General features: G+C 49.7%; 19 protein-coding genes. 12 read left to right on the top strand and 7 right to left on the bottom strand.

Going from position 1 to position 19,970, the window contains the following annotated elements:
- Window positions 1–7: 7 nt before the first annotated feature.
- Both alsE and DWZ56_RS14560 read right to left on the bottom strand, forming a co-directional pair.
- Complete coding sequence (gene alsE, locus DWZ56_RS14565) at window positions 8–691, bottom strand: D-allulose 6-phosphate 3-epimerase (protein ID WP_118557368.1); 684 nt, start codon at window positions 689–691, stop codon at window positions 8–10.
- 114 nt (window positions 692–805) lie between these two features.
- The gene (locus DWZ56_RS14560) at window positions 806–3,436 is read right to left on the bottom strand and encodes a glycoside hydrolase family 3 protein (protein WP_118557367.1); all 2,631 of its coding nucleotides are present in this window, start codon (window positions 3,434–3,436) and stop codon (window positions 806–808) included.
- Between the two features lie 428 nt (window positions 3,437–3,864).
- On the opposite strand from DWZ56_RS14560, the gene tdh reads away from it, so the two are divergent.
- From tdh to DWZ56_RS14510, 9 genes are all read left to right on the top strand, one after another.
- Complete coding sequence (gene tdh / locus DWZ56_RS14555; RefSeq protein ID WP_243095282.1) at window positions 3,865–4,914, top strand: L-threonine 3-dehydrogenase; 1,050 nt, start codon at window positions 3,865–3,867, stop codon at window positions 4,912–4,914.
- A gap of 286 nt (window positions 4,915–5,200) precedes the next feature.
- Complete coding sequence (locus DWZ56_RS14550) at window positions 5,201–6,379, top strand: glycine C-acetyltransferase (RefSeq protein WP_118557366.1); 1,179 nt, start codon at window positions 5,201–5,203, stop codon at window positions 6,377–6,379.
- Window positions 6,380–6,699: 320 nt separating this feature from the next.
- Window positions 6,700–6,903, top strand: coding sequence for a cold-shock protein (locus DWZ56_RS14545; RefSeq protein ID WP_118557365.1), 204 nt, complete (start codon window positions 6,700–6,702; stop codon window positions 6,901–6,903).
- Window positions 6,904–7,206: 303 nt separating this feature from the next.
- Window positions 7,207–7,743: a helix-turn-helix domain-containing protein gene (locus tag DWZ56_RS14535; RefSeq protein WP_118557363.1), complete on the top strand. Its 537-nt coding sequence runs from the start codon at window positions 7,207–7,209 to the stop codon at window positions 7,741–7,743.
- Window positions 7,744–7,752: 9 nt separating this feature from the next.
- Window positions 7,753–8,826, top strand: coding sequence for an ABC transporter ATP-binding protein (locus DWZ56_RS14530; RefSeq protein WP_118557362.1), 1,074 nt, complete (start codon window positions 7,753–7,755; stop codon window positions 8,824–8,826).
- Window positions 8,819–9,631 carry an ABC transporter permease gene (locus tag DWZ56_RS14525; RefSeq protein ID WP_118557361.1) on the top strand — a complete coding sequence of 271 codons (813 nt, stop codon included), beginning with the start codon at window positions 8,819–8,821 and terminating at the stop codon, window positions 9,629–9,631. The genes DWZ56_RS14530 and DWZ56_RS14525 overlap by 8 nt, the downstream gene beginning before the upstream one ends.
- Entirely contained in the window at window positions 9,631–10,407 is a 777-nt protein-coding gene (locus tag DWZ56_RS14520; RefSeq protein WP_118557360.1) for an ABC transporter permease, read from the top strand. Before DWZ56_RS14525 ends, DWZ56_RS14520 begins: the two co-directional genes overlap by 1 nt.
- Entirely contained in the window at window positions 10,404–11,477 is a 1,074-nt protein-coding gene (locus tag DWZ56_RS14515) for an ABC transporter substrate-binding protein (protein WP_118557359.1), read from the top strand. The genes DWZ56_RS14520 and DWZ56_RS14515 overlap by 4 nt, the downstream gene beginning before the upstream one ends.
- A 31-nt stretch (window positions 11,478–11,508) precedes the next feature.
- Window positions 11,509–12,606 carry a M24 family metallopeptidase gene (locus tag DWZ56_RS14510; RefSeq protein ID WP_158584601.1) on the top strand — a complete coding sequence of 366 codons (1,098 nt, stop codon included), beginning with the start codon at window positions 11,509–11,511 and terminating at the stop codon, window positions 12,604–12,606.
- A 279-nt stretch (window positions 12,607–12,885) separates the two neighbouring features.
- On the opposite strand, the gene DWZ56_RS14505 is transcribed toward DWZ56_RS14510, so the two are convergent.
- The 3 genes from DWZ56_RS14505 to rlmH all read right to left on the bottom strand — a co-directional run bounded on the left by DWZ56_RS14505 (window position 12,886) and on the right by rlmH (window position 14,155).
- A complete protein-coding gene (locus tag DWZ56_RS14505) occupies window positions 12,886–13,188 on the bottom strand; it encodes a type II toxin-antitoxin system PemK/MazF family toxin (protein ID WP_118557357.1) in 303 nt (100 codons plus the stop codon).
- The gene (locus DWZ56_RS14500) at window positions 13,188–13,430 is read right to left on the bottom strand and encodes an AbrB/MazE/SpoVT family DNA-binding domain-containing protein (protein WP_118557356.1); all 243 of its coding nucleotides are present in this window, start codon (window positions 13,428–13,430) and stop codon (window positions 13,188–13,190) included. The genes DWZ56_RS14505 and DWZ56_RS14500 overlap by 1 nt, the downstream gene beginning before the upstream one ends.
- A gap of 245 nt (window positions 13,431–13,675) precedes the next feature.
- Complete coding sequence (gene rlmH, locus DWZ56_RS14495; RefSeq protein ID WP_118557355.1) at window positions 13,676–14,155, bottom strand: 23S rRNA (pseudouridine(1915)-N(3))-methyltransferase RlmH; 480 nt, start codon at window positions 14,153–14,155, stop codon at window positions 13,676–13,678.
- A 310-nt stretch (window positions 14,156–14,465) separates the two neighbouring features.
- On the opposite strand from rlmH, the gene DWZ56_RS23195 reads away from it, so the two are divergent.
- Genes DWZ56_RS23195 through DWZ56_RS14485 form a run of 3 tightly spaced genes read left to right on the top strand, consistent with a single transcriptional unit; the run spans window position 14,466 to window position 16,086 of the window.
- Complete coding sequence (locus DWZ56_RS23195) at window positions 14,466–14,636, top strand: hypothetical protein (protein ID WP_243095280.1); 171 nt, start codon at window positions 14,466–14,468, stop codon at window positions 14,634–14,636.
- Window positions 14,637–14,685: 49 nt separating this feature from the next.
- Window positions 14,686–15,198, top strand: a complete 513-nt coding sequence (locus DWZ56_RS14490; RefSeq protein ID WP_243095278.1) for a GGDEF domain-containing protein — start codon at window positions 14,686–14,688, stop codon at window positions 15,196–15,198.
- A gap of 60 nt (window positions 15,199–15,258) precedes the next feature.
- Window positions 15,259–16,086, top strand: a complete 828-nt coding sequence (locus DWZ56_RS14485; protein ID WP_118557354.1) for a hypothetical protein — start codon at window positions 15,259–15,261, stop codon at window positions 16,084–16,086.
- 66 nt (window positions 16,087–16,152) lie between these two features.
- Here DWZ56_RS14485 and DWZ56_RS14480 read toward each other — a convergent pair whose 3' ends face one another.
- Window positions 16,153–18,519 carry a ribonucleoside triphosphate reductase gene (locus DWZ56_RS14480; RefSeq protein ID WP_118557353.1) on the bottom strand — a complete coding sequence of 789 codons (2,367 nt, stop codon included), beginning with the start codon at window positions 18,517–18,519 and terminating at the stop codon, window positions 16,153–16,155.
- A 205-nt stretch (window positions 18,520–18,724) separates the two neighbouring features.
- Window positions 18,725–19,963 (bottom strand): GTPase HflX, encoded by a 1,239-nt coding sequence (gene hflX / locus DWZ56_RS14475; protein WP_118557352.1) that lies wholly within the window; start codon window positions 19,961–19,963, stop codon window positions 18,725–18,727.
- Window positions 19,964–19,970 lie beyond the last annotated feature (7 nt).

Here is a 19,970-nt window from a genome sequence, read left to right as displayed (position 1 = left end):
CTTCCCTTTATGCATTTGGGCCGGTTGCCTCTGCAAACTCCCTTACCATATTGGCAGCGGCGCTTTCAATATCCAGTCCCGGTTTAAACAGGCCGGAGGTCCCCATCACATAGGCGTTTACTCCCGCCTCATGTAACTGACGGTAACGTTCCTTCCCGATGGCCCCGTCCGTTTCAATCAGGAAATCCAGGTTCCGCTCTCTGCGGATTCGGTCCAGCTCGCGGATCTTTCCCATCATCTGCGGAATAAATTTCTGTCCGGCATATCCGATGTCCACCGTCATCACCACCACCAGATCCAGAAGCTCCAGATAGGGCAGAATCGCTTCCAGCGGCGTCGCGGGGCAGACCGCCGCGCCCGGCCTGGCCCCCGCCGCCTTTATCCTGTTAAGCACGCGGAACGCCTCTGTCTGCACTGTCTCGGCATGCACGGTTATGTAGTCGGCGCCGCAGTCCGCCAGCTCATCGATATAATCCCCCGGCGAGGTAACCATGAGGTGAGCCTCGATCGGCAGCGTCGTATGCTTTCGGATGTTTCTGATAAATCCGGGCGACAGCGTGATATTCTTCGCGAAATGGCCGTCCATGATATCCACATGGAGCATATGGCAATATCTCTCAAATACCTCCAGCTGATGCAGTGTATCGCAGATATCCATGCACATCAGCGACGGTGCAAACATAGTTTTCATATAATGTCCCCCTTTTCCCGTCACCAACCGCAGGTTGATGACCTACGCACACTTCAGTGTGCTTCCTCTTTTCCTGTCACCAACCGCAGGTTGATAACCTGCGTTTCTCTTTATCTACTTGGGTGAATAGGGCTTCGCATTGTCGTAGCGCGAGGTCTGCATCAGAAGCGTCAGTATGTTCTTCACGCAGAACTGCAGATCCGCCAGACGGATCGGACAGCGCACGCCGGTATTTTCCGCCCCTGCAGACGCCACAATATCCTCGATATCTGCAAGGCTGCCAGGCATGATCAAATCGTTTCCGGCCTGAATGCACATGGCAGGCACGGACGCCGGATACTTCCGTCCGGCTGCGCCGGCAGTCAGACCGCCGGTAGTCCCCCAGTCCGTCATCACCACACCGTCAAATCCCCACTCGTCTCTGGCGCATGCGGTTAAAAGCTCATAGCTGTTAGCCGTATGAAGGCCGTTTAACAGGTTGTAGGAGCTCATGATGGACATGGGGCGGGCATTTTTCACACAGATCTCAAAGCCCTTCAAGTAGATTTCCCTTAGGGCCCGTTCTCCCACATGGCTATTGCAGTAATTGCGGTTGTCCTCCTGATTGTTTACCGCAAAATGCTTGACCGTGGTGCCGATCCCGCCGAAGCTCTGTACTCCTACTGTCATCATAGCAGCACAGATGCCGGAGATCAAGGGATCTTCCGAATAATATTCAAAATTTCTACCGCAGAGCGGATTTCTATGAATATTCATGCCCGGAGCCAGCCACAGCGTCACTCCAAACCGAAGCATCTCACGTCCGATTATTTTTCCGGCTTCCCTGATCAGATCCTTATCCCAGCTCTGCGCCAGCAGGGTTGCGACCGGCAGCGCCGTACAGTACTGATAATAGGCAGCAGCCGCTTTTCTTTCCGTCCGGCTCTCCCCCGGCAGGGGCTGGTCGCCGAATATATCCCGCACAACCTGAAGCGCGATGCCGGACGCAATCGGAATGCCGTCTTCATCCGCATCAAATTCCGGAGTCAGGCGCAAGCCCGCAGGCCCGTCCGCCAGCACCATGGTGCGGATATCCCTGGAAGCAAGCAGAATGCCCGTGGTTTCTCCTGCCGCGCCAGGCACCGCGATAGAGGCTGCTCCTACAGTGGCCCCGCCGCCCTGTGTCTCAAACCCGCTTCCCACACAGATTCTCGCCATCTCCTCCACGGTGAGCTGTCCGATCAGTTCATCCAGATCCGCTCTTCCTTCCATCACATCATTTAAAGAGACCGTTTGGGATTTTTCACAGGGCTTTATCCCGGCATGGGCCCCCTGGTAGTGCACCTCCTGCGTTTTAATATCCGCAGCCTTAATTTCAATTATAGGAGCCAGTTCCCGTTCCTTATCCTCCCCGGCAGGTCCGTATGCCTTAGCATCCGTACCGGACAGCTCCTCCATCTCGCAGTCCAAGGCGAACAGATTCTTCAGTTTTTCCGTAACCACATCTTTATCCAGGCGGATCACAGCCGCTATATGAGTAGTTCGGGAACTGTTTCCTACACGGATCGTATAATCACCGGCTTCCAGCACCCATCCCGCCCGCTTTTCACAGTAGGACGCCATGCTATTTACAGGATAGCGGATTACGAGCTGCTGGCTCTCCCCGGGAGACAGCTCGCCGGTTTTCTCATAAGCTGCCAGCTCCTGCCAGGGCTTATCCAAACTGCCGGAAGGGGCGGAATAATATACCTGCACCACTTCCCTGCCGCTGTATCTCTTGCCGGTATTGGTTACCTTTACCGTGACCTCCGCCTCTCTGGCATCCGCCCGAACGGAAACTACCTCTATGCTAAACTCTGTATAAGACAGTCCGTATCCAAAACAATATGCGGGCGACATGTGGAATGTGTCAAAATAACGGTAGCCCACATAGATTCCTTCCGTATAGTAAGCGTCATCTAGATCCCCATTATTGTGGCTGAACTCCCGGCTTGAAGGGTAGTCCTCATAATTCTGCGCCCAGGTATCCGTCAGTTTGCCGGATGGAGTGACACGGCCCGTAAGCACATCGGCCAGAGCATAACCGCCGATATTGCCGGCCTGACCCATTAAGAGAACCGCATCAATCCCAGGTATGGAGCGCAGCAGCTTCGTATCCATGACACCCCCTACGTTCAAAACCACGATAAGCCTGTCATAGGATTTCCCAAGAAGCCTTAAGGACTGCTCTTCCATCCCGCTTAACTGATAGTCGCCGGGAGCATTATGCCGGTCCGCGCCTTCCCCGGAATTGCGTGCAATCACATATATAGCGGTATCGGTCTGTGACTGCGCAATATCCTCTTCGGTCACAGCTTCTGTCTCCTGCATAAAAAATGGCGATCCAAAGATCAGATCGATCACATCCGCGCCTTTTGCCAGCTTCTCCTTTACATCGGCCACATAACTTTGATAAGCGTTTTCCTTCAGACGGTCGTAACGGTCCATCCATCCTTTCGTAGTGATTTCAAAGCCGGCATCCTCCAGGCCCTGTTCCACATTTACAACGAATCGTGAATTCACTTCTCCGGACCCTATGCCCCCTTTTACCGTTCCGCGGGCGCCGCTTCCATACAGAGCGATCTTTTCAGCCGTTCTCTCCAGGGGCAGCACTCCGTCGTTTTCCAGCAGAACCATGCCGGAGGCAGCCAAAGCGCGCGCTTTGTCCATGTGCTCCTTCTCCATGTCTGTAATTCCCGGTTCTGTTGACGCATACAATTCAACCATAAAAATTCCTCCTTTTATTGTGACCAACCGTTGGTTGATGCCCTGCGCACACCTAAGTGTGCTTCTGCCAGTTTTGCGGTTGTCTCTTAATAGCAATGATACTCTATCATTCAATATACCAGTTTTTGAAGTCACAGTATTTCATTTTTCTACGGTTTTTATCACTTTTCTATTCTGCAGATGAAAAACTGAAATTACTGTTCACGGCCCGCTGATAAAGCTGTATGCGGCAGGCAAAGACCAGTGTATGACACGTTTATGTTTAATCGGACAGTGACCCGTATTCCGACCAAAATTTTCATTTCATACCGCTTGATGAATGCATATATTTGTGCTATGATGTTCTTGTATCAAAGACATATAAGCGAGTTTTGTCTTTGTATTACGCACATTGTGCTGAACAGAACAGTAAAGAAGGGGTGTTAACTATGAAGGATACGATGTATGCGCTGGTAAAAAGCCAGCCCGGCAAAGGGTTATCTCTGGAGAAGGTACCTGTACCAACCATGACCTCCAATGATGTCATGATCCACATCCGCAAAACTTCCATCTGCGGTACGGATCTGCACATTTACAACTGGGATCAGTGGTCGCAGAAAACCATCAAAACACCGATGACCATCGGCCATGAATTCGTTGGAGAGATCGTTAAAATCGGCGAAAATGTCAGAGGGTTTCAGAAGGGACAGCTGGTATCAGGAGAGGGCCATGTGGTCTGCGGTGTCTGCCGCAACTGCAGGGCGGGGAAACGCCATCTCTGCAGAAATACCCAGGGCATCGGAGTCAACAGGGACGGGGCTTTTGCCGAGTACCTGGTGATCCCCGCTTCCAACGTGGTTGTGGTTGAGCCAGGCATCTCCGAGGATCTGTGCTCTTCCTTCGACCCGCTGGGCAATGCGGTGCATACCGCTCTCACCTATGACCTGGTCGGTGAAGATGTGCTGATTACGGGCGCAGGCCCCATCGGCATTATGGCCGCAGCCGTATGCCGCCACTGCGGAGCCAGACATGTGGTGATCACGGATCTGAACGAATACCGGCTGAATCTGGCAGGGGAAATCGCCGAAAGAATCCGTCCCGTCAATGTAGCAAAAGAAAGCCTGGACGATGTGATGCGGGAGCTGGATATGAAAGAGGGCTTTGATGTGGGCCTTGAAATGTCAGGAAGCGGCACTGCCTTCTCCATGATGATCGATCATATGGAAAATGGCGGCAATATCGCCCTGCTCGGCATTCACAATTCCCAACCTGATCTGGATTGGAACAAAGTGGTGTTTAACGGGCTGAATATCAAAGGGATTTACGGAAGGAAGATATTTGAAACCTGGTATAAGATGATGTCCATGCTTAACAGCGGGCTGAATCTGGATAAAATCATCACCCACCGCTTTGATTTCAAAGACTTTGAAAAAGGGTTTGAAGTCATGAATACCGGCAAATCCGGCAAGGTTGTGCTGGACTGGACTACCGCCTGGTGACACACAGCGAATCATATGAGCGAACAGCTAAGATGAAGCACGCTGATGCGTGCGCAGGTCATCAACCTGCGGTTGGTGACAATCTAAGATGAAGCACGCTGATGCGTGCGCAGGTCATCAACCTGCGGTTGGTGACAATCTAAGATGAAGCACGCTGATGCGTGCGCAGGTCATCAACCTGCGGTTGGTGACAATCTAAGATGAAGCACGCTGATGCGTGCGCAGGTCATCAACCTGCGGTTGGTGACATCAAGAAAGGAGGAGGGGAAATATCCCCTGTAAAACAATGAAAAGTGCATATCAGTATTTTGAAAACACGCTGGAGGAATTCCGGCAGGCAGGGATCTATAAAAATGAGCGCATCATTACGACAAAGCAGAAAAGCCATATTGACACAACAGAGGTAAACGGAGTGATCAATATGTGCGCCAACAACTACCTGGGACTTGCGGATAATGAAGAGGTGATCGCCGCAGCAAAAGGCAGCTATGACCGCTGGGGATACGGCCTGTCCTCGGTGCGTTTTATCTGCGGCACACAGCAGGTACATAAGGATTTAGAGAAGGCGGTCAGCACCTTTCTCGGTATGGATGATACGATTCTCTACAGCTCCTGTTTTGATGCGAACGGAGGTTTATTCGAGACACTGCTGTCTGAAGACTGCGCTGTCATCAGCGATGAGTTAAACCATGCCAGCATCATCGACGGCATCCGCCTGTGCAAAGCGCGCCGTTTCCGTTATAAAAACAATGATATGGCCGACCTGGAGCGCTGTCTGAAAGAAGCGGAAGGCGCCAGAATCCGTCTGATCGCTACGGACGGAGTATTTTCTATGGATGGCATCATTGCCAACCTTCAGGCCATCTGCGATCTGGCTGACCGCTATGACGCGCTTGTCATGGTGGATGACAGCCATGCCGTGGGCTTCATGGGCGACAAGGGCAGAGGCACGCCCGAATACTGCGGAGTGCAGGGGCGCGTGGACATCCTGACAGGAACGCTGGGAAAAGCTCTGGGCGGGGCCAGCGGCGGATATACCAGCGCTAGGCAGCCCATTGTGGATCTGCTCCGTCAGAAGAGCCGCCCCTACCTGTTCTCCAACACGCTGGCGCCCTCCATCGCTTCCGCATCCCTGAAGGTGCTGGAAATATTGACGGAAACCACCGCCTGCCGCGACAGGCTTCATGATAACACGGCCTATTTCCGCCAGAGGATAAAAGAAGTGGGCTTTGACATCATCGACAGCACCCATCCCATCGTGGCGGTCATGTTTTACGATGCCCATAAGGCGGCCTGGGCGGCGAAGGAGCTGCTAAAGCTTGGTGTATACGTGACTTCTTTCACCTATCCGGTAGTGCCCCAGGGCAAGGCGAGAATTCGGACCCAGGTATCCGCGGCTCACACGAAGGACGATCTGGATTATGTGATCGAGTGCTTCCGCAAAATCCATCAGCAGATGCAGTGATATACATCCGGCCGCATAGGATGAGAGCCGGGGCAGAGGATATTTCAGATTGGAAACATCCTCTGCCCCCGGCTGTTTTATTGTTTATTTCTGCTTTGGATTTAACAATTCATATAAAAGAAAAAAACCGCTTGACAATGCCGTTCACACGTGCTATATTGATAAAGTATTTTAAATAAGATTTTGATTTCACATGTTTTGTAAAGTCAAACTTTATTGACGAATTACAAAATGTGTGTTTTTTATTTTATGGGTTACCCCACGAAATAAAAATTTCATTTCTATGCGAAATATAATAATAATTCAGGAGGTACCTCATAATGAACAACGGTACAGTAAAATGGTTTAACAGCAGCAAGGGATTCGGATTTATCACAGACAAGGCAACAGGCGAAGATGTATTCGTACATTTCTCCGGAATCGCCGGCGATGGCTTCAAGTCTCTGGAAGACGGTCAGAACGTTACGTTTGACACAATTCAGGGCAACCGCGGCATCCAGGCAGTAAATGTTTGCCCCATGTAATTGATCTTTCAGGAATCAAACCATATAAGTTAAAAAAGCCCGGTCAGGCAGTCCCTGACTGGGCTTTTTCATTCCATAGGAAAACCCTTTGTAATTTCCTATGGGCCCCCTGCGCTATTGCTTGGCGGCAGGATGCGCCTAAGGGTGCGCAAAGCGCATCTTCGCTGCTGTTTGCCGATTCGGGTTGACAACCCTGTACTTTTATGTATAATAGAGTTTGGCCGTTAGATATAGTAATACTAAACTTAAAGTTCATTATCATAGATTCTCCGGAATTACGGATAAAAAAGGAAGGAAATTACCATGCAAATCGGACAGAAGCTGAAAGACCTTCGCGTATTAAAGGGACTGACCCAGGAAGAGCTGGCCAACCGCGCCGAACTCTCCAAGAGCTTTATATCACAGGTGGAACGGGACCTGACCTCTCCCTCCATCGCCACGCTGGTGGATATACTGCAGTGTCTGGGAACCAATATCTCTGATTTTTTCAACTCGGATGGGGGGGATGAGCAGATTGTTTTTTCCAAAAATGACTATTTTGAAAAGATTGACGGAGAATTAAACAATAAAATTGAATGGATTATCCCCAATGCGCAAAAGAATATAATGGAACCCATTCTGTTAACGCTTGAGAAGGACGGCTCCACCTACCCGGACAACCCTCATGAGGGCGAAGAATTCGGCTATGTGCTGCAGGGTTTAGTCACAATCCATATCGGTTCCAAGACACACCGCGCCAAAAAGGGCGAATCCTTTTACTTCATACCGGATAAAAAACATTACATTACATCAAAGAGCGGAGCGGTCATTCTGTGGGTGAGCTCTCCGCCCAGCTTCTAGGAGGATACCATGAGCCAGCCACTGATCAATCTGATTGACATCTCTAAATCCTATGATGGCAGCACAATACTGGATGAGCTGAATCTCTCTGTCAGAGAAAATGAATTCGTTACTCTGCTCGGTCCCAGCGGATGCGGCAAGACCACAACGCTGCGTATCCTGGGCGGTTTTGAAACGCCTGACAAGGGAAGGGTTCTGTTTGACGGCAGGGACATTACGAAGATGCCGCCCAACAGGCGGATGCTCAACACCGTCTTTCAAAAATACGCGTTGTTCACCCATATGAATGTGGCGGATAATATCGCCTTCGGCCTGCAGATCAAAAAGAAATCCGGCAATTATATAAAGGATAAAATAAAATATGCCTTAAAGCTGGTGAACCTGGAGGGTTTTGAAAAACGGAGCGTCTCCTCCCTAAGCGGCGGACAGCAGCAGAGGATTGCCATCGCCCGCGCCATTGTTAATGAACCGAAGGTTCTGCTGCTGGATGAGCCCCTAGGCGCCATGGACCTGAAGCTGCGCCAGGACATGCAGTATGAACTTATCCGTCTGAAAAACGAGCTTGGCATCACCTTCCTATATGTCACCCACGATCAGGAGGAAGCGCTGACCATGTCCGATACAATCGTGGTTATGAACCAGGGATATATCCAGCAGATGGGGACGCCGGAAGAGATTTACAACGAACCGCAGAACGCCTTTGTAGCGGACTTCATCGGAGACAGCAACATCATTGACGGATGCATGATTAGAGATGAGCTGGTAGAAATCCTCGGCGCTAAGTTTGCCTGTGTGGACAAGGGTTTCGGCTGCAATAAGCCGGTGGATGTTGTCATCCGGCCGGAAGATGTGGACCTGATCGGGCCGGAGGAAGGCACGCTCTCCGGGGTTGTGAGCCACATCATTTTCAAGGGCGTACATTATGAGATGGAAGTCATGGCCGGCGGTTTTGAATGGCTGGTGCATTCCACCGACTGTTTCCCCGTGGGCACCAGAGTGGGCATTCATGTGGATCCCTTTGACATTCAGATCATGAATAAACCGGAATCCGAAGACGAGGAGGCGATCGGTACAGATGAGTAAAAAAGCTCTTGCCGGACCCTATCTGGTCTGGATGATCGGCTTTACGCTGATCCCGCTGGCCCTGGTTTTTTATTACGGGCTCACCGATGCTTCGGGCGCATTTACACTGGAAAATATCCTTGCCATCACAAGTGAAGAGCGCATAGGCGCGCTGTGGCGCTCCTTGAAGCTGTCCCTTTTTTCCACTGCGGCCTGCCTGCTCTTAGCCTACCCTCTTGCCATGATTCTAAAGGGCATGAGCGTCAGCAAAAACAGCTTTGTGGTGTTTGTCTTTATCCTGCCCATGTGGATGAATTTTCTGCTGCGCACCATGGCCTGGCAGACCCTGCTGGATAAAAACGGGGTGATTAACAGCATACTCGGATTTTTCGGGCTGCCCGGACAAAATCTGATCAACACGCAGGGAGCCATCGTCTTCGGCATGGTATATAACTTTCTGCCGTTCATGGTACTGCCCATATATAATGCGCTGACAAAAATAGGAAACGATACCATAGAGGCCGCCAGGGATCTGGGTGCAGGAAGTCTTAAGACCTTTACCCGCATCATACTGCCTCTAAGCCTTCCGGGCATCATCAGCGGCATCACCATGGTATTTGTGCCTTCGCTGACCACCTTCGTCATCTCCGATCTCCTGGGCGGCGGCATGGTGCTGCTGATCGGCAATGTGATTGAGCAGGAATTCACCTTTGCGTCCAACTGGAATCTGGGTTCGGGCATGTCGCTGGTGCTGATGGTTTTCATCCTGATCAGCATGGCAGCATTTGCCCGTTATGACAAAGACGGAGAGGGGGCTGCATTCTGATGAAAAAACTTTGGAAGAGATGCTATCTGGCGCTGATACTGATATTTCTCTACGCTCCCATCGCCACGCTTATGGTGCTGTCCTTCAACAGCTCCAAATTCATGAGCAAATGGACCGGTTTCAGCCTGAAATGGTACCGGCAGCTGTTTGAGAGCCCGCTGATCCTGTCGGCGCTTAAAAACACACTGCTGATTGCGGTGCTTTCTGCGTTGATCTCAACGGTGATCGGCACTCTGGCCTGTATTGGGATCAGCCGCATGAAGAAGGTTCCCCGCACGGTCTTTATGGGAATCAACAATATTCCGATGTTAAACGCCGAGATCGTGACCGGTGTTTCACTGATGCTGGTATTTATCGCCACCGGAATGACCCTGGGCTTTCAGACGATTCTGATCGGCCACATCACCTTTAACATCCCTTATGTGGTGTTAAGCGTCATGCCAAAACTGAAGCAGACGCAGAAAAGCACCTATGAAGCGGCTTTAGATCTCGGCGCCACACCGTTATACGCATTTTTTAAGGTGGTCTTTCCGGATCTGCTGCCGGGCATCCTGTCCGGATTTCTGATGGCGTTTACCATGTCTCTGGATGACTTCATCATCACGCACTTTGTCAAGGGCGCGGGCATAAATACCCTGTCCACACTGATTTACAGCGAGGTGAGAAAGGGCGTCCGCCCCAGCCTGTACGCGCTGTCCACCATTATGTTTCTGGCGGTATTCCTGCTTCTTGTGCTGGCAAACCTGCCGAAAAAGAATCGTGGAGGGAACTCATGAAAAGAAAAAGCAACATTATAATCCTGACATTTATCGCCGCCGCACTTTTTATGAGCGGATGCGGCTACGATAAAGAACGCTATCCCGGCGGAGTGGTTAAGGTCTACAACTGGGGGGAATATATCGATGAGGATGTGATCGCACAGTTTGAAGAGGAAACAGGCATCCATGTGATCTATGATACCTATGAGACCAACGAGGAAATGTTTCCGATCATTGAGGCGGGCGGCGTCTCCTATGACGCGCTGTGTCCCTCGGACTACATGATTGAAAAGATGATCTCCAAAGGGATGCTGACAGAGCTGAACTTTGACAACATCCCCAACGCACAGTATATCCGAGCGGACATACTGCAGGGTTCTAAAGCCTTTGACCCAGAAAACAGTTATTCCGTACCCTACACCTTCGGAACGCTGGGGATTCTCTACAACACCTCCGTGATCGGCCGTGAAATAAACAGCTGGACCGATCTGTGGGACGAGTCATTTAAAGGCGAAATCCTGATGTACAACAGCGTTCGCGACCTCTTTGTGGCGCCGCTTAGAATCCTTGACTATTCCATCAACACCACCGACGAGGCGCAGCTTAGGGAGGCCAATCAGATGCTGAAGGAGCAGAAATCCCTGCTTCAGAAATACGTGATGGATCAGGTCAAGGACGCCATGATCTCCGGCAGCGCTTCCATCGCCATGTGCTATTCCGGCGAAGTTCTGACGCTTCAGGAGGAAAACCCCAATTTAAAATATGTGGTGCCGGAAGAAGGCAGCAACTATTTTATTGACTCCTGGGTTATCCCTGCCGGCGCTGAAAACAAGGAAAATGCCGAGGCCTGGATCAATTTTCTTAATAAGCCAGAAATCGCATATCAGAATTTTGAATACATCACCTACGCCACGCCAAACACAGGAGCCATCGATCTGATGGATGAAGAAACCTTAAACAATCCGGCGGTGGCTCCTGGCCCGGACATACTGAAACGCTGCGAAGTCTTTCACTATCTGGGAGAAAGCGGCGAGAAAAAATATCACCAGATGTGGCTGGAACTTAGAAGCTATGATGCCGGCCGCTGAGTATGACATAAAAAGGAAGGATTATGACAGAATGAATACAAAATATGCAGAACAAATCATGAAAAAGCTCCTTGGAACCGGAACCGACGCAGTATTTATCTCCCCCTCCAACGACTTGCGGCTGCTTCTTGGCTTCTCCCCTTTTGTATGTGAACGCTTTCAGGGTCTTTTTTTCACGGCCGACGGCCGGCATTTCTACATCTGCAACCGTTTAAGTGCAGACGAAATCCGGCCTCATCTGGGCGATATCCCGCTCTATGTATGGTCCGACTGTGACCGTTACCTGGATCTGGTGGAAACCGCCCTGACCCGTCACGGGCTTATAAACGGCAGGATCGGCGTTCTCTATCATGCACCGGGCAGCTGGCTGATGGAGATAGCCGACAGGTGTCCGGTGACATGGGTGTCCTTCTATAAACATATGAATGAATCACGGATCATCAAAAACGCACAGGAGCTGGAGAATCTGCGCCAGGCTTCGCAGATCACGGACCGGGCATGGGAAGATCTTCTGGGTTATATACGCCCGGGACGTTCCGTTTCAGACATCTCCGATTTTCTGAAAGGCCGCATGCAGGAATACGGTGGCAGGTCTATGGGCTGTCACGCCTACGAAAAAAAAGCGGCAGGGTATCCCCACTATGTGATGCCGAAGATCAGCCACGTGATGGAAGAAACGGACAGCCTGCTGGTTGATTTCGGCTGTACGGTCAACGGATATTACAGCGACTGCACCCGTACAGTCTTTCTGGGTGAAGTGACTGATAAAGAAAAAGAGCTCTACGAGCTCGTACGAAAGGCCAACCTGACCGCGGAGGAAAGCCTCATGTTGGGAGCGGTCTGCTCCGATGTGGATGCTGCGGCCAGAAACGTGATTGAGGAAGGAGGATACGGCGAATATTTCACCACCAGGCTCGGTCATGGCATCGGCATCAACGGGCACGAAGCGCCTGATATCTCCGCCGTAAATGAAATCCGGCTGCAACGCGGTATGTCCTTCACCATCGAGCCCGGCATCTACATACCCGGCGTAATCGGTATCCGCATCGAAGATGTCTGCATCATCAACGAGGACGGCCTGCCGGAGGTATTAAACAAGACTTCCAAGGAGCTCACAGTGATCTCCTGAGAGCCATACCCCAGACCTATTTGTGGTATGGCTCTCCATAACAATTATAGCATCGTATTGCATAAAAAGCGCTTTATTTTTTCAGCAGACTCACAGCCTCTAAAATCCTTGCTGATAGACTGCTCGACCATATTTTGAACCGCTTTCATTATTTGCACATAAAGCTTCATCTATAGTTTTCCAAAGAATTTTGCATATATAAATCAATCAAAAAAGTAACCGCCCCTCGACCAAAGAAAAATACGGTTACTTTTTTGTAGCTTATTAAATCTGGACTAATTAAATGTATTCAAAAATACTTTGAATTGCATCGGACACATTCATTATTTCATGGAGTGGCAATCTGTCAATTTTCTTATACCCACGGATCGCCAGATCCAACAATGCTATCTTTTCACATTGTATGTATCCTTCACTTTCACTTGTAGACATCCATATATGCAAAGGACCTTCTACAGAATCCTTTATAATAGGACATCCAATTATTTCTCCGCTGGTATTGAAAAAGTCCTTACTTACGACTAATACCGGATGTTTTATCTTTTCAATTTTCAAGATATCGCCCTGTTGCAGCTGTTCCATTACCAAGCCTCTCTTCCCATAGGCTCGCCCCAATTATATTCTCCATCCAACATCAGTTTTCCGTCAAATTCTGCTGCTCTCTCTTCTAATGTTTTGTGCCGAAAAGGTTTTACTAACGTAATGACTCCGTTTGCAACGGTAACATCTAAAACTTCATTTAATGCAATCCCTGCACTCTTTAATATTTCTTTTGATAGTCTAATTCCCTGACTGTTTCCCCATTCTTTTACTTGTGCCTGCATACAAAAACCTCCTTTCGTTTGGTATATACATAGTATATACTATATAACGAGATTTATCAATATATTCGGTACAAAACAAAAGTTGTCAGTCTAATTATTTTATTATTGAAACACTTTTAATACGGTGCAATGACAAGTATAAAAAAGTTCTCATTTTACCACACATGAAAAATTATGATTGAGGAACTTCATATACTATACAATATCTCTTGTATTTGATTATCCGCTTTTAGTAAAAACCTCATTTACTTATGATATGGCTCCCCCTGTATGATCCGATAACTCCGGTATATTTGCTCCAGCAGGATGACCCGCATCAGCTGATGCGGGAAAGTCATCTTTGAAAAGCTGAGCGCGTAATCGGAACGTTTCAGAACTTCTGTGCCCAGTCCAATGGATCCGCCGATGATAAATATGATATGGCTTGTCCCCTGTACGCCAAGCTTCTCAACTTTAGCGGCCAGTTCCTCTGAAGTCAGCATGTTTCCCTGGATTTCAAGGGTGATGACATACGCATCCTCTTTTACATATTTTAAAATGCGTTCGCCCTCCTTTGCACGGATATTATCTTCCACAACACCGCTTGCCTGATCCGGCGTTTTTTCGTCTGCTACTTCTATCATTTCGAGCCTGCAGTATTTGTTCAGGCGTTTGCTGTACTCGTCAATTGCATCTTTCAGATATTTTTCTTTTATCTTACCGACTGTAATAACTGTTATCTTCATATGTCTCCCTGTTATCCTTTAACCGGATGTACTTTGAAGCCGCAGTATTTTGCTTTCCATCCATATTTAGGGGCTCCTTCTGCACATGTTCTGAAACAATTATACGATTCTTTTTTTTCTAAAGCAATGACAAAACAGGTTCTTTCGTGTGCAAAATCATTTATTTGCCCTTATTCTTCACTTTTTTGATTGGATTGTAAAAGAGGATTGCGCCTGTTTTCATTTTGATATAAAATAAAAGAAGAATGCTATATAATTGTTCAGGAAACAGTTTCTATGAAAACACATAAAAAGCGGCAGCTTTCTTATTATGAGCTACGCAAATCCTTACATTCTCTCCACGATTTCCCAGCTTCAGCCGGACGGGGAAACGGTCTTTGCTTACGATATTAAAATGGGGGAGATTCAGGAGCTGACACTGTCTCTTAGAGATTATGAACAGGAACAGCTACTCGTCTTTGATTCAGAACTGGGAGATTAAAAATGCTTATATTCAGCTCGGACAGACATAGAAACGTTTGGAAGTTGCCTTGGCAGCAGCACAGAAGGCAGCTGCCATTGATGGTTTAACCGGCATTATGAACTGCAAATCTTTCCGCAAAAATATCGCTGAAATTCTGAAAAACATGTCCGCCGGAAAATGCGGCATTCTGATCGACGGTGACCATTTTAAACGCATCAATGATACCTGCGGACATACTGCCGGAGATGACGTCATCCGCCTTGTGGCACAGATGATCGTCGGACGCATCCGTACAGTGGATCTTGCCTCCCGCCTCCACGGGGATGAATTCGCCATCTTCCTGTCTGATATACAGGATCCGTCTATTGGGCAGCGGGTTATGTCAGATATCAATGTTTCCCTTGCAGAAGAATCCGTTCTGCGCGGTCTTCCGGCTATCACCCTCTCTGCCGGTGCCGTTTTCGTCCGGTACGGCGATAAGTACTCTGAGCTTATAAAAGCCGCTGATGCTGCTCTTTATAAAGCAAAATCAACACACGACGGCAGATTTGTACTGGCAGAAAAGCCTTCTGTCCACTGATGATTCAAGTAAAACAGCTGTAAACAGTAACCCCAAAAAACTTATGAAGGAGCAAACCGAATGCCTTATTGTCCGAAATGTGATATGGAATTTATGGAGGGAGTTACCGCCTGCACCGACTGCGGCGGCCCCCTGCTTGACAGCCGGGAAGATGTAGAAAAAACTATGACCTTTCTAACGGCTCTTGAACCCGAACTGGCGGATAAATTCACCTCGGTTCTGGATAACGCCGGGATACCCTATGATGTCCGGGAATACGAAGAAGCCGAGGGGTTTGTGCAGATACTCGTGCCCGACGATTTGCTGGACAGAGCCCAGAAGCTGCTTACCGTTTTCGCGGATAATGAACTGCCCGACGACACAACTAAAGAAGAAAAAGCGCCGCCGGTCTTTCAGAAAAGCGCCGATAAATATGAAGATATGAAGTCCTCAGCTTTCGCATTCATCGTGGTGGGCGCCCTGGTTCTGGCCGTTATCATCCTCTCCTTAGCAGGTGTGATCCGGCTACCCTTCAGCGGCACCTCCGGCATACTCACCCATGTGGTATTTCTGGCTGTCAGCGTTATCTTCCTTTTGATCGGTATCCTGTCCGCCAAAAAAACCGGGGAACTGAAAGCGCAGATCAAAGAGGAAGACACTCTCACCACAGAAATTATGGGATGGGCGGCGCAGAATATGACCGCCAGCGGATTGGATGAAGTGATTGAGGACAGCACAGAGGAGCCTCTTACCATGGAAATCCGCTGCCTGCGCCGCATGGAAGCGATCCGCTGCCAAATCCGGGACACTTTTTCCTTAAAAGACGAAGCATATCTGGATGCGATGTCCGAGGATATCTACCAGATGCTGTTTGAAAAACCGGAGCATGAAACGGATTCTGATCAATAGATACTGCCTGAGTCATAGCGGCACGGTTTCCATCACCGTGCCGCTTTATACATATATCCCTCTTATTTATCTTGCCTCAGCATACTTCTTAATATTGGATGCATTCACGTACTTCTGCGCCTGTCCGTTCTCCACAACCACCAGCGTAGGAGCCTGCATCACCCCGTATTTCTGTGTCAGCTCTGCATTTTCTTCCGCATCCACCACCACATATTCCTCATCTTTGAGGAATTCCTTTGCAATGCGGCAGTTCGGGCAGGTCTTGGTGGTAAACAGATATTTCACCGCGGTATCCGCCGCTTCCTGCACGCTGGAGCACGCCGCCTCTGTTTTAGCCTCAGAGCTCTCCTTGTGCAGAACCGAGCTGTTTACATCATAAACTCTGCGGTTCTTATACTCCTGCGTCTTGCCGTCATTCCAGTTCTTCACCGGGCGGTAATATCCGGTGATGCGGCTGTAAACCTCCGCGGCTTCCCCGCACTCCGGACAGACGAAATGCTCGCCCGCTAAGTATCCGTGGTTCTTGCACACGGAATAGGTCGGGGAAATCGTATAATACGGCAGCTTGTAGTTCTCCGCAATCGCTTTAACCAGCTTTGCGGCCGCCTTCCAATCCGGAAGCTTCTCTCCCAGAAATGCGTGGAATACGGTGCCGGATGTATACAGCGTCTGCAGCTCGTCCTGGATGTCAAGAGCGTCAAAGATATCTGCCGTATAATCCACCGGGAGGTGCGAGCTGTTGGTATAGTAAGGCACATCCCCCTTATTGCCCGCAGTGATGATATCCGGAAAATGCTTCCTATCATGCTTGGCCAGACGGTATGTCGTGGATTCGGCGGGGGTGGCCTCCAGATTGTAGAGATCCCCATACTTCTCCTGATAATCCGCCAGGCGTTCCCTCATGTGATTCAGCACATCTTTGGCAAATTCCTGGCACTTCACATCGGTCATATCCGCGCGGATCCATTTCGCATTGAGCCCCACCTCATTCATACCGATGAGCCCGATGGTGGAAAAGTGGTTTTCAAAGCTTCCCAGATATCTCTGGGTATAGGGATAAAGACCTTCTTTTAACAGTCTGGTGATCACCTCCCGCTTGATCTTAAGGGATCTGGCAGAAATATCCATCACACGGTCCAGCCTGCGGTAAAAGTCCTCCTTATCCTCGGCCAGATAAGCGATGCGCGGCATGTTGATCGTCACAACACCGATGGAGCCGGTGCTCTCTCCTGATCCGAAGAAACCGCCGGTCTTTTTGCGCAGCTCCCTTAGATCGAGACGCAGACGGCAGCACATGCTGCGGACATCGCTGGGCTGCATATCGCTGTTGATATAATTAGAAAAATAAGGGGTGCCGTATTTCGAGGTCATTTCAAACAGCAGACGGTTGTTCTCGGTATCAGACCAGTCAAACTCCTTTGTGATGGAATAGGTGGGGATCGGATACTGGAAGCCGCGTCCGTTATAATCGCCCTCCACCATAGTCTCAATAAAGGCCTTATTGATCATGTCCATCTCTTTTTTGCAGTCTTTATATTTAAAATCCATCTCTTTTCCGCCGACGAGAGCAGGCAGTTCCGCCAAATCATCCGGTACCGTCCAGTCCAGAGTGATGTTGGAGAAGGGTGCCTGTGTGCCCCATCTGCTGGGCGTATTCACGCCGTAGACGAAGGACTGAATGCACTGTTTCACTTCTTTATAATCGAGATTGTCCACCTTAACGAAAGGGGCAAGATACGTATCGAAGGAAGAAAATGCCTGTGCGCCCGCCCACTCATTCTGCATGATGCCCAGGAAATTGACCATCTGGTTACAGAGGGTGGAAAGATGTCTGGCAGGCCCTGAGGTGATCTTTCCGGGAATGCCGCCCAGGCCTTCCTGTATCAGCTGCTTTAAGGACCATCCCGCGCAGTAACCGGTCAGCATGGACAGATCATGGAGATGGATGTCCGCGTTTCTGTGCGCGCTCGCGATCTCATCATCATATACCTCGGAAAGCCAGTAGTTGGCCGTCACCGCTCCGGAATTGCTTAAAATCAGACCTCCCACAGAGTAGGTAACTGTAGAATTCTCCTTTACACGCCAGTCCTCTATCTTAACGTAACTGTTCACCACCTCTTTATAATCCAGTATAGTGGATTTCATGTTGCGTATTTTTTCTCTCTGTTTTCTGTAAAGTATGTAAGCTTTAGCCACATCGGTATAGCCGCTCTGTTCCAGCACATGTTCCACGCTGTCCTGGATGCCCTCCACCGATATGCTGCCGTCCTTGATGCGCGGCTGAAAATCAGCGGTCACGCGCAACGCTAAAAGCTCCAGTATCTCCTCACTGAACTGTTTTCCTGTTGCAACGAATGCTTTCTGAATCGCATCCTGGATTTTTTTCAAGTTAAAATCCGCTACTTCTCCGTCTCTTTTTACGACCTGAAACATCTCATATCCCCTTTCTGTAGGGCCCAAAACGGTCCATGCTCTATCATTATAGCAAAGACCCGGTGCTGCGTCAATAAAAAAAGCCACAATATATATGTGGCTTTTTTCAATATATCCACAATATATTGTGGATATCTTCTGTATAACTCCTCCGACACACCCTAAATCCTATTCACCGCCCGCAGCCGCTTCAGTATCGCACACGCTACAGCACCTGACTGTAAAGTTCGGCCGGCACATAACCGGTCACCGCGATCCCTTCCGGCGTGTACTCTTCACTTTTCAGCTGGCCGAACTTGCGGATCAGCTGCACCTTCCCGGCTTCGCTGTAAGAGTACAGGCGGTCCAGATATACATTTCTGGAGCGCAGCAGCTCCTGCAGACCTTCCTTCATTTCCTCAAAACCTGCTCCGGTCTTCGCGGATATCTGAAACGTCCTGTCCGCCTTAAAATCCTTCAGTATGCAGCTGCCTTCTATCCGATCTGTCTTATTGAACAGAGTGATCACCGTCTTATCCACGACGTTCAGCCTGCGCAGCGTGTCATAGACCACATACATCTGCATATCCATATCCGGATTGGATGCATCCACCACATGCAGTATAAGATCCGCGTATTTCGCTTCCTCCAGAGTGCTTCTGAAGGCCTCCACCAGGTGGTGGGGCAGCTTGCGGATAAATCCCACCGTATCGGTCAGCAGAAGTTCCTGACCGTCAGGCAGGGAACACTTGCGGGTGAGGGGATCCAGCGTGGCAAACAGCATGTCTTCCTGCACTGCCCCCGCATCGGTCAGTGCGTTTAAAAGGGTGGATTTCCCGGCATTGGTATATCCTACGATCGCAGCGGTCGGCAGGAAGCTCTGGCTGCGCTGCTTTCTGGCCAGCTCGCGATTGCGCTTTACCTCTTCCAGTTCTCCCTTCAGCCTGCCGATCCGTTCATGAATCAGACGCCGGTCCGTCTCCAGCTTCTTTTCACCCGGTCCTCTGGTTCCGATTCCGCCGCCCAGCCTGGACAAAGAGTTGCGCAGGCCGACCAGATGTGTAGCCCTGTATCTTAGCTGCGCCAGCTCCACCTGGATCTTTCCTTCCCTGGTGGCCGCCCGCGCGGCAAAGATATCCAGTATGAGAAGCGTTCGGTCTATGACCTTACTCCCCAGAACCTCTTCCATATTGCGCAACTGTGCCGGGGACAGCTCATCGTCACAGACCACGCCGGTGGCCTTTAATTCCCTGACCAGCTCCGCCGCCTCTTCCAGCTTGCCTTTCCCCAGATAAGTAGCAGGGTGCATGGACTCCCTGTTCTGGATCACGCACCCCACCGTTTCGGCTCCCGCCGTTCTGACCAGCTCTGAAAGCTCCTCCATGGAGCGTTTCGTATCATCCCCGTCCGAAGTGCTGATGCCGATCAGAATCATTTTTTCCTGAATTTCATTCAAATCCGTCATTGTAGAT

The sequence above is a fragment of the Lachnotalea sp. AF33-28 genome, assembly GCF_003477885.1.
GTDB lineage: Bacteria > Bacillota > Clostridia > Lachnospirales > Lachnospiraceae > AF33-28.
The sequence above is the reverse complement of the archived record's forward strand: the minus strand, read 5'-3'. Positions and strand labels throughout refer to the sequence as shown.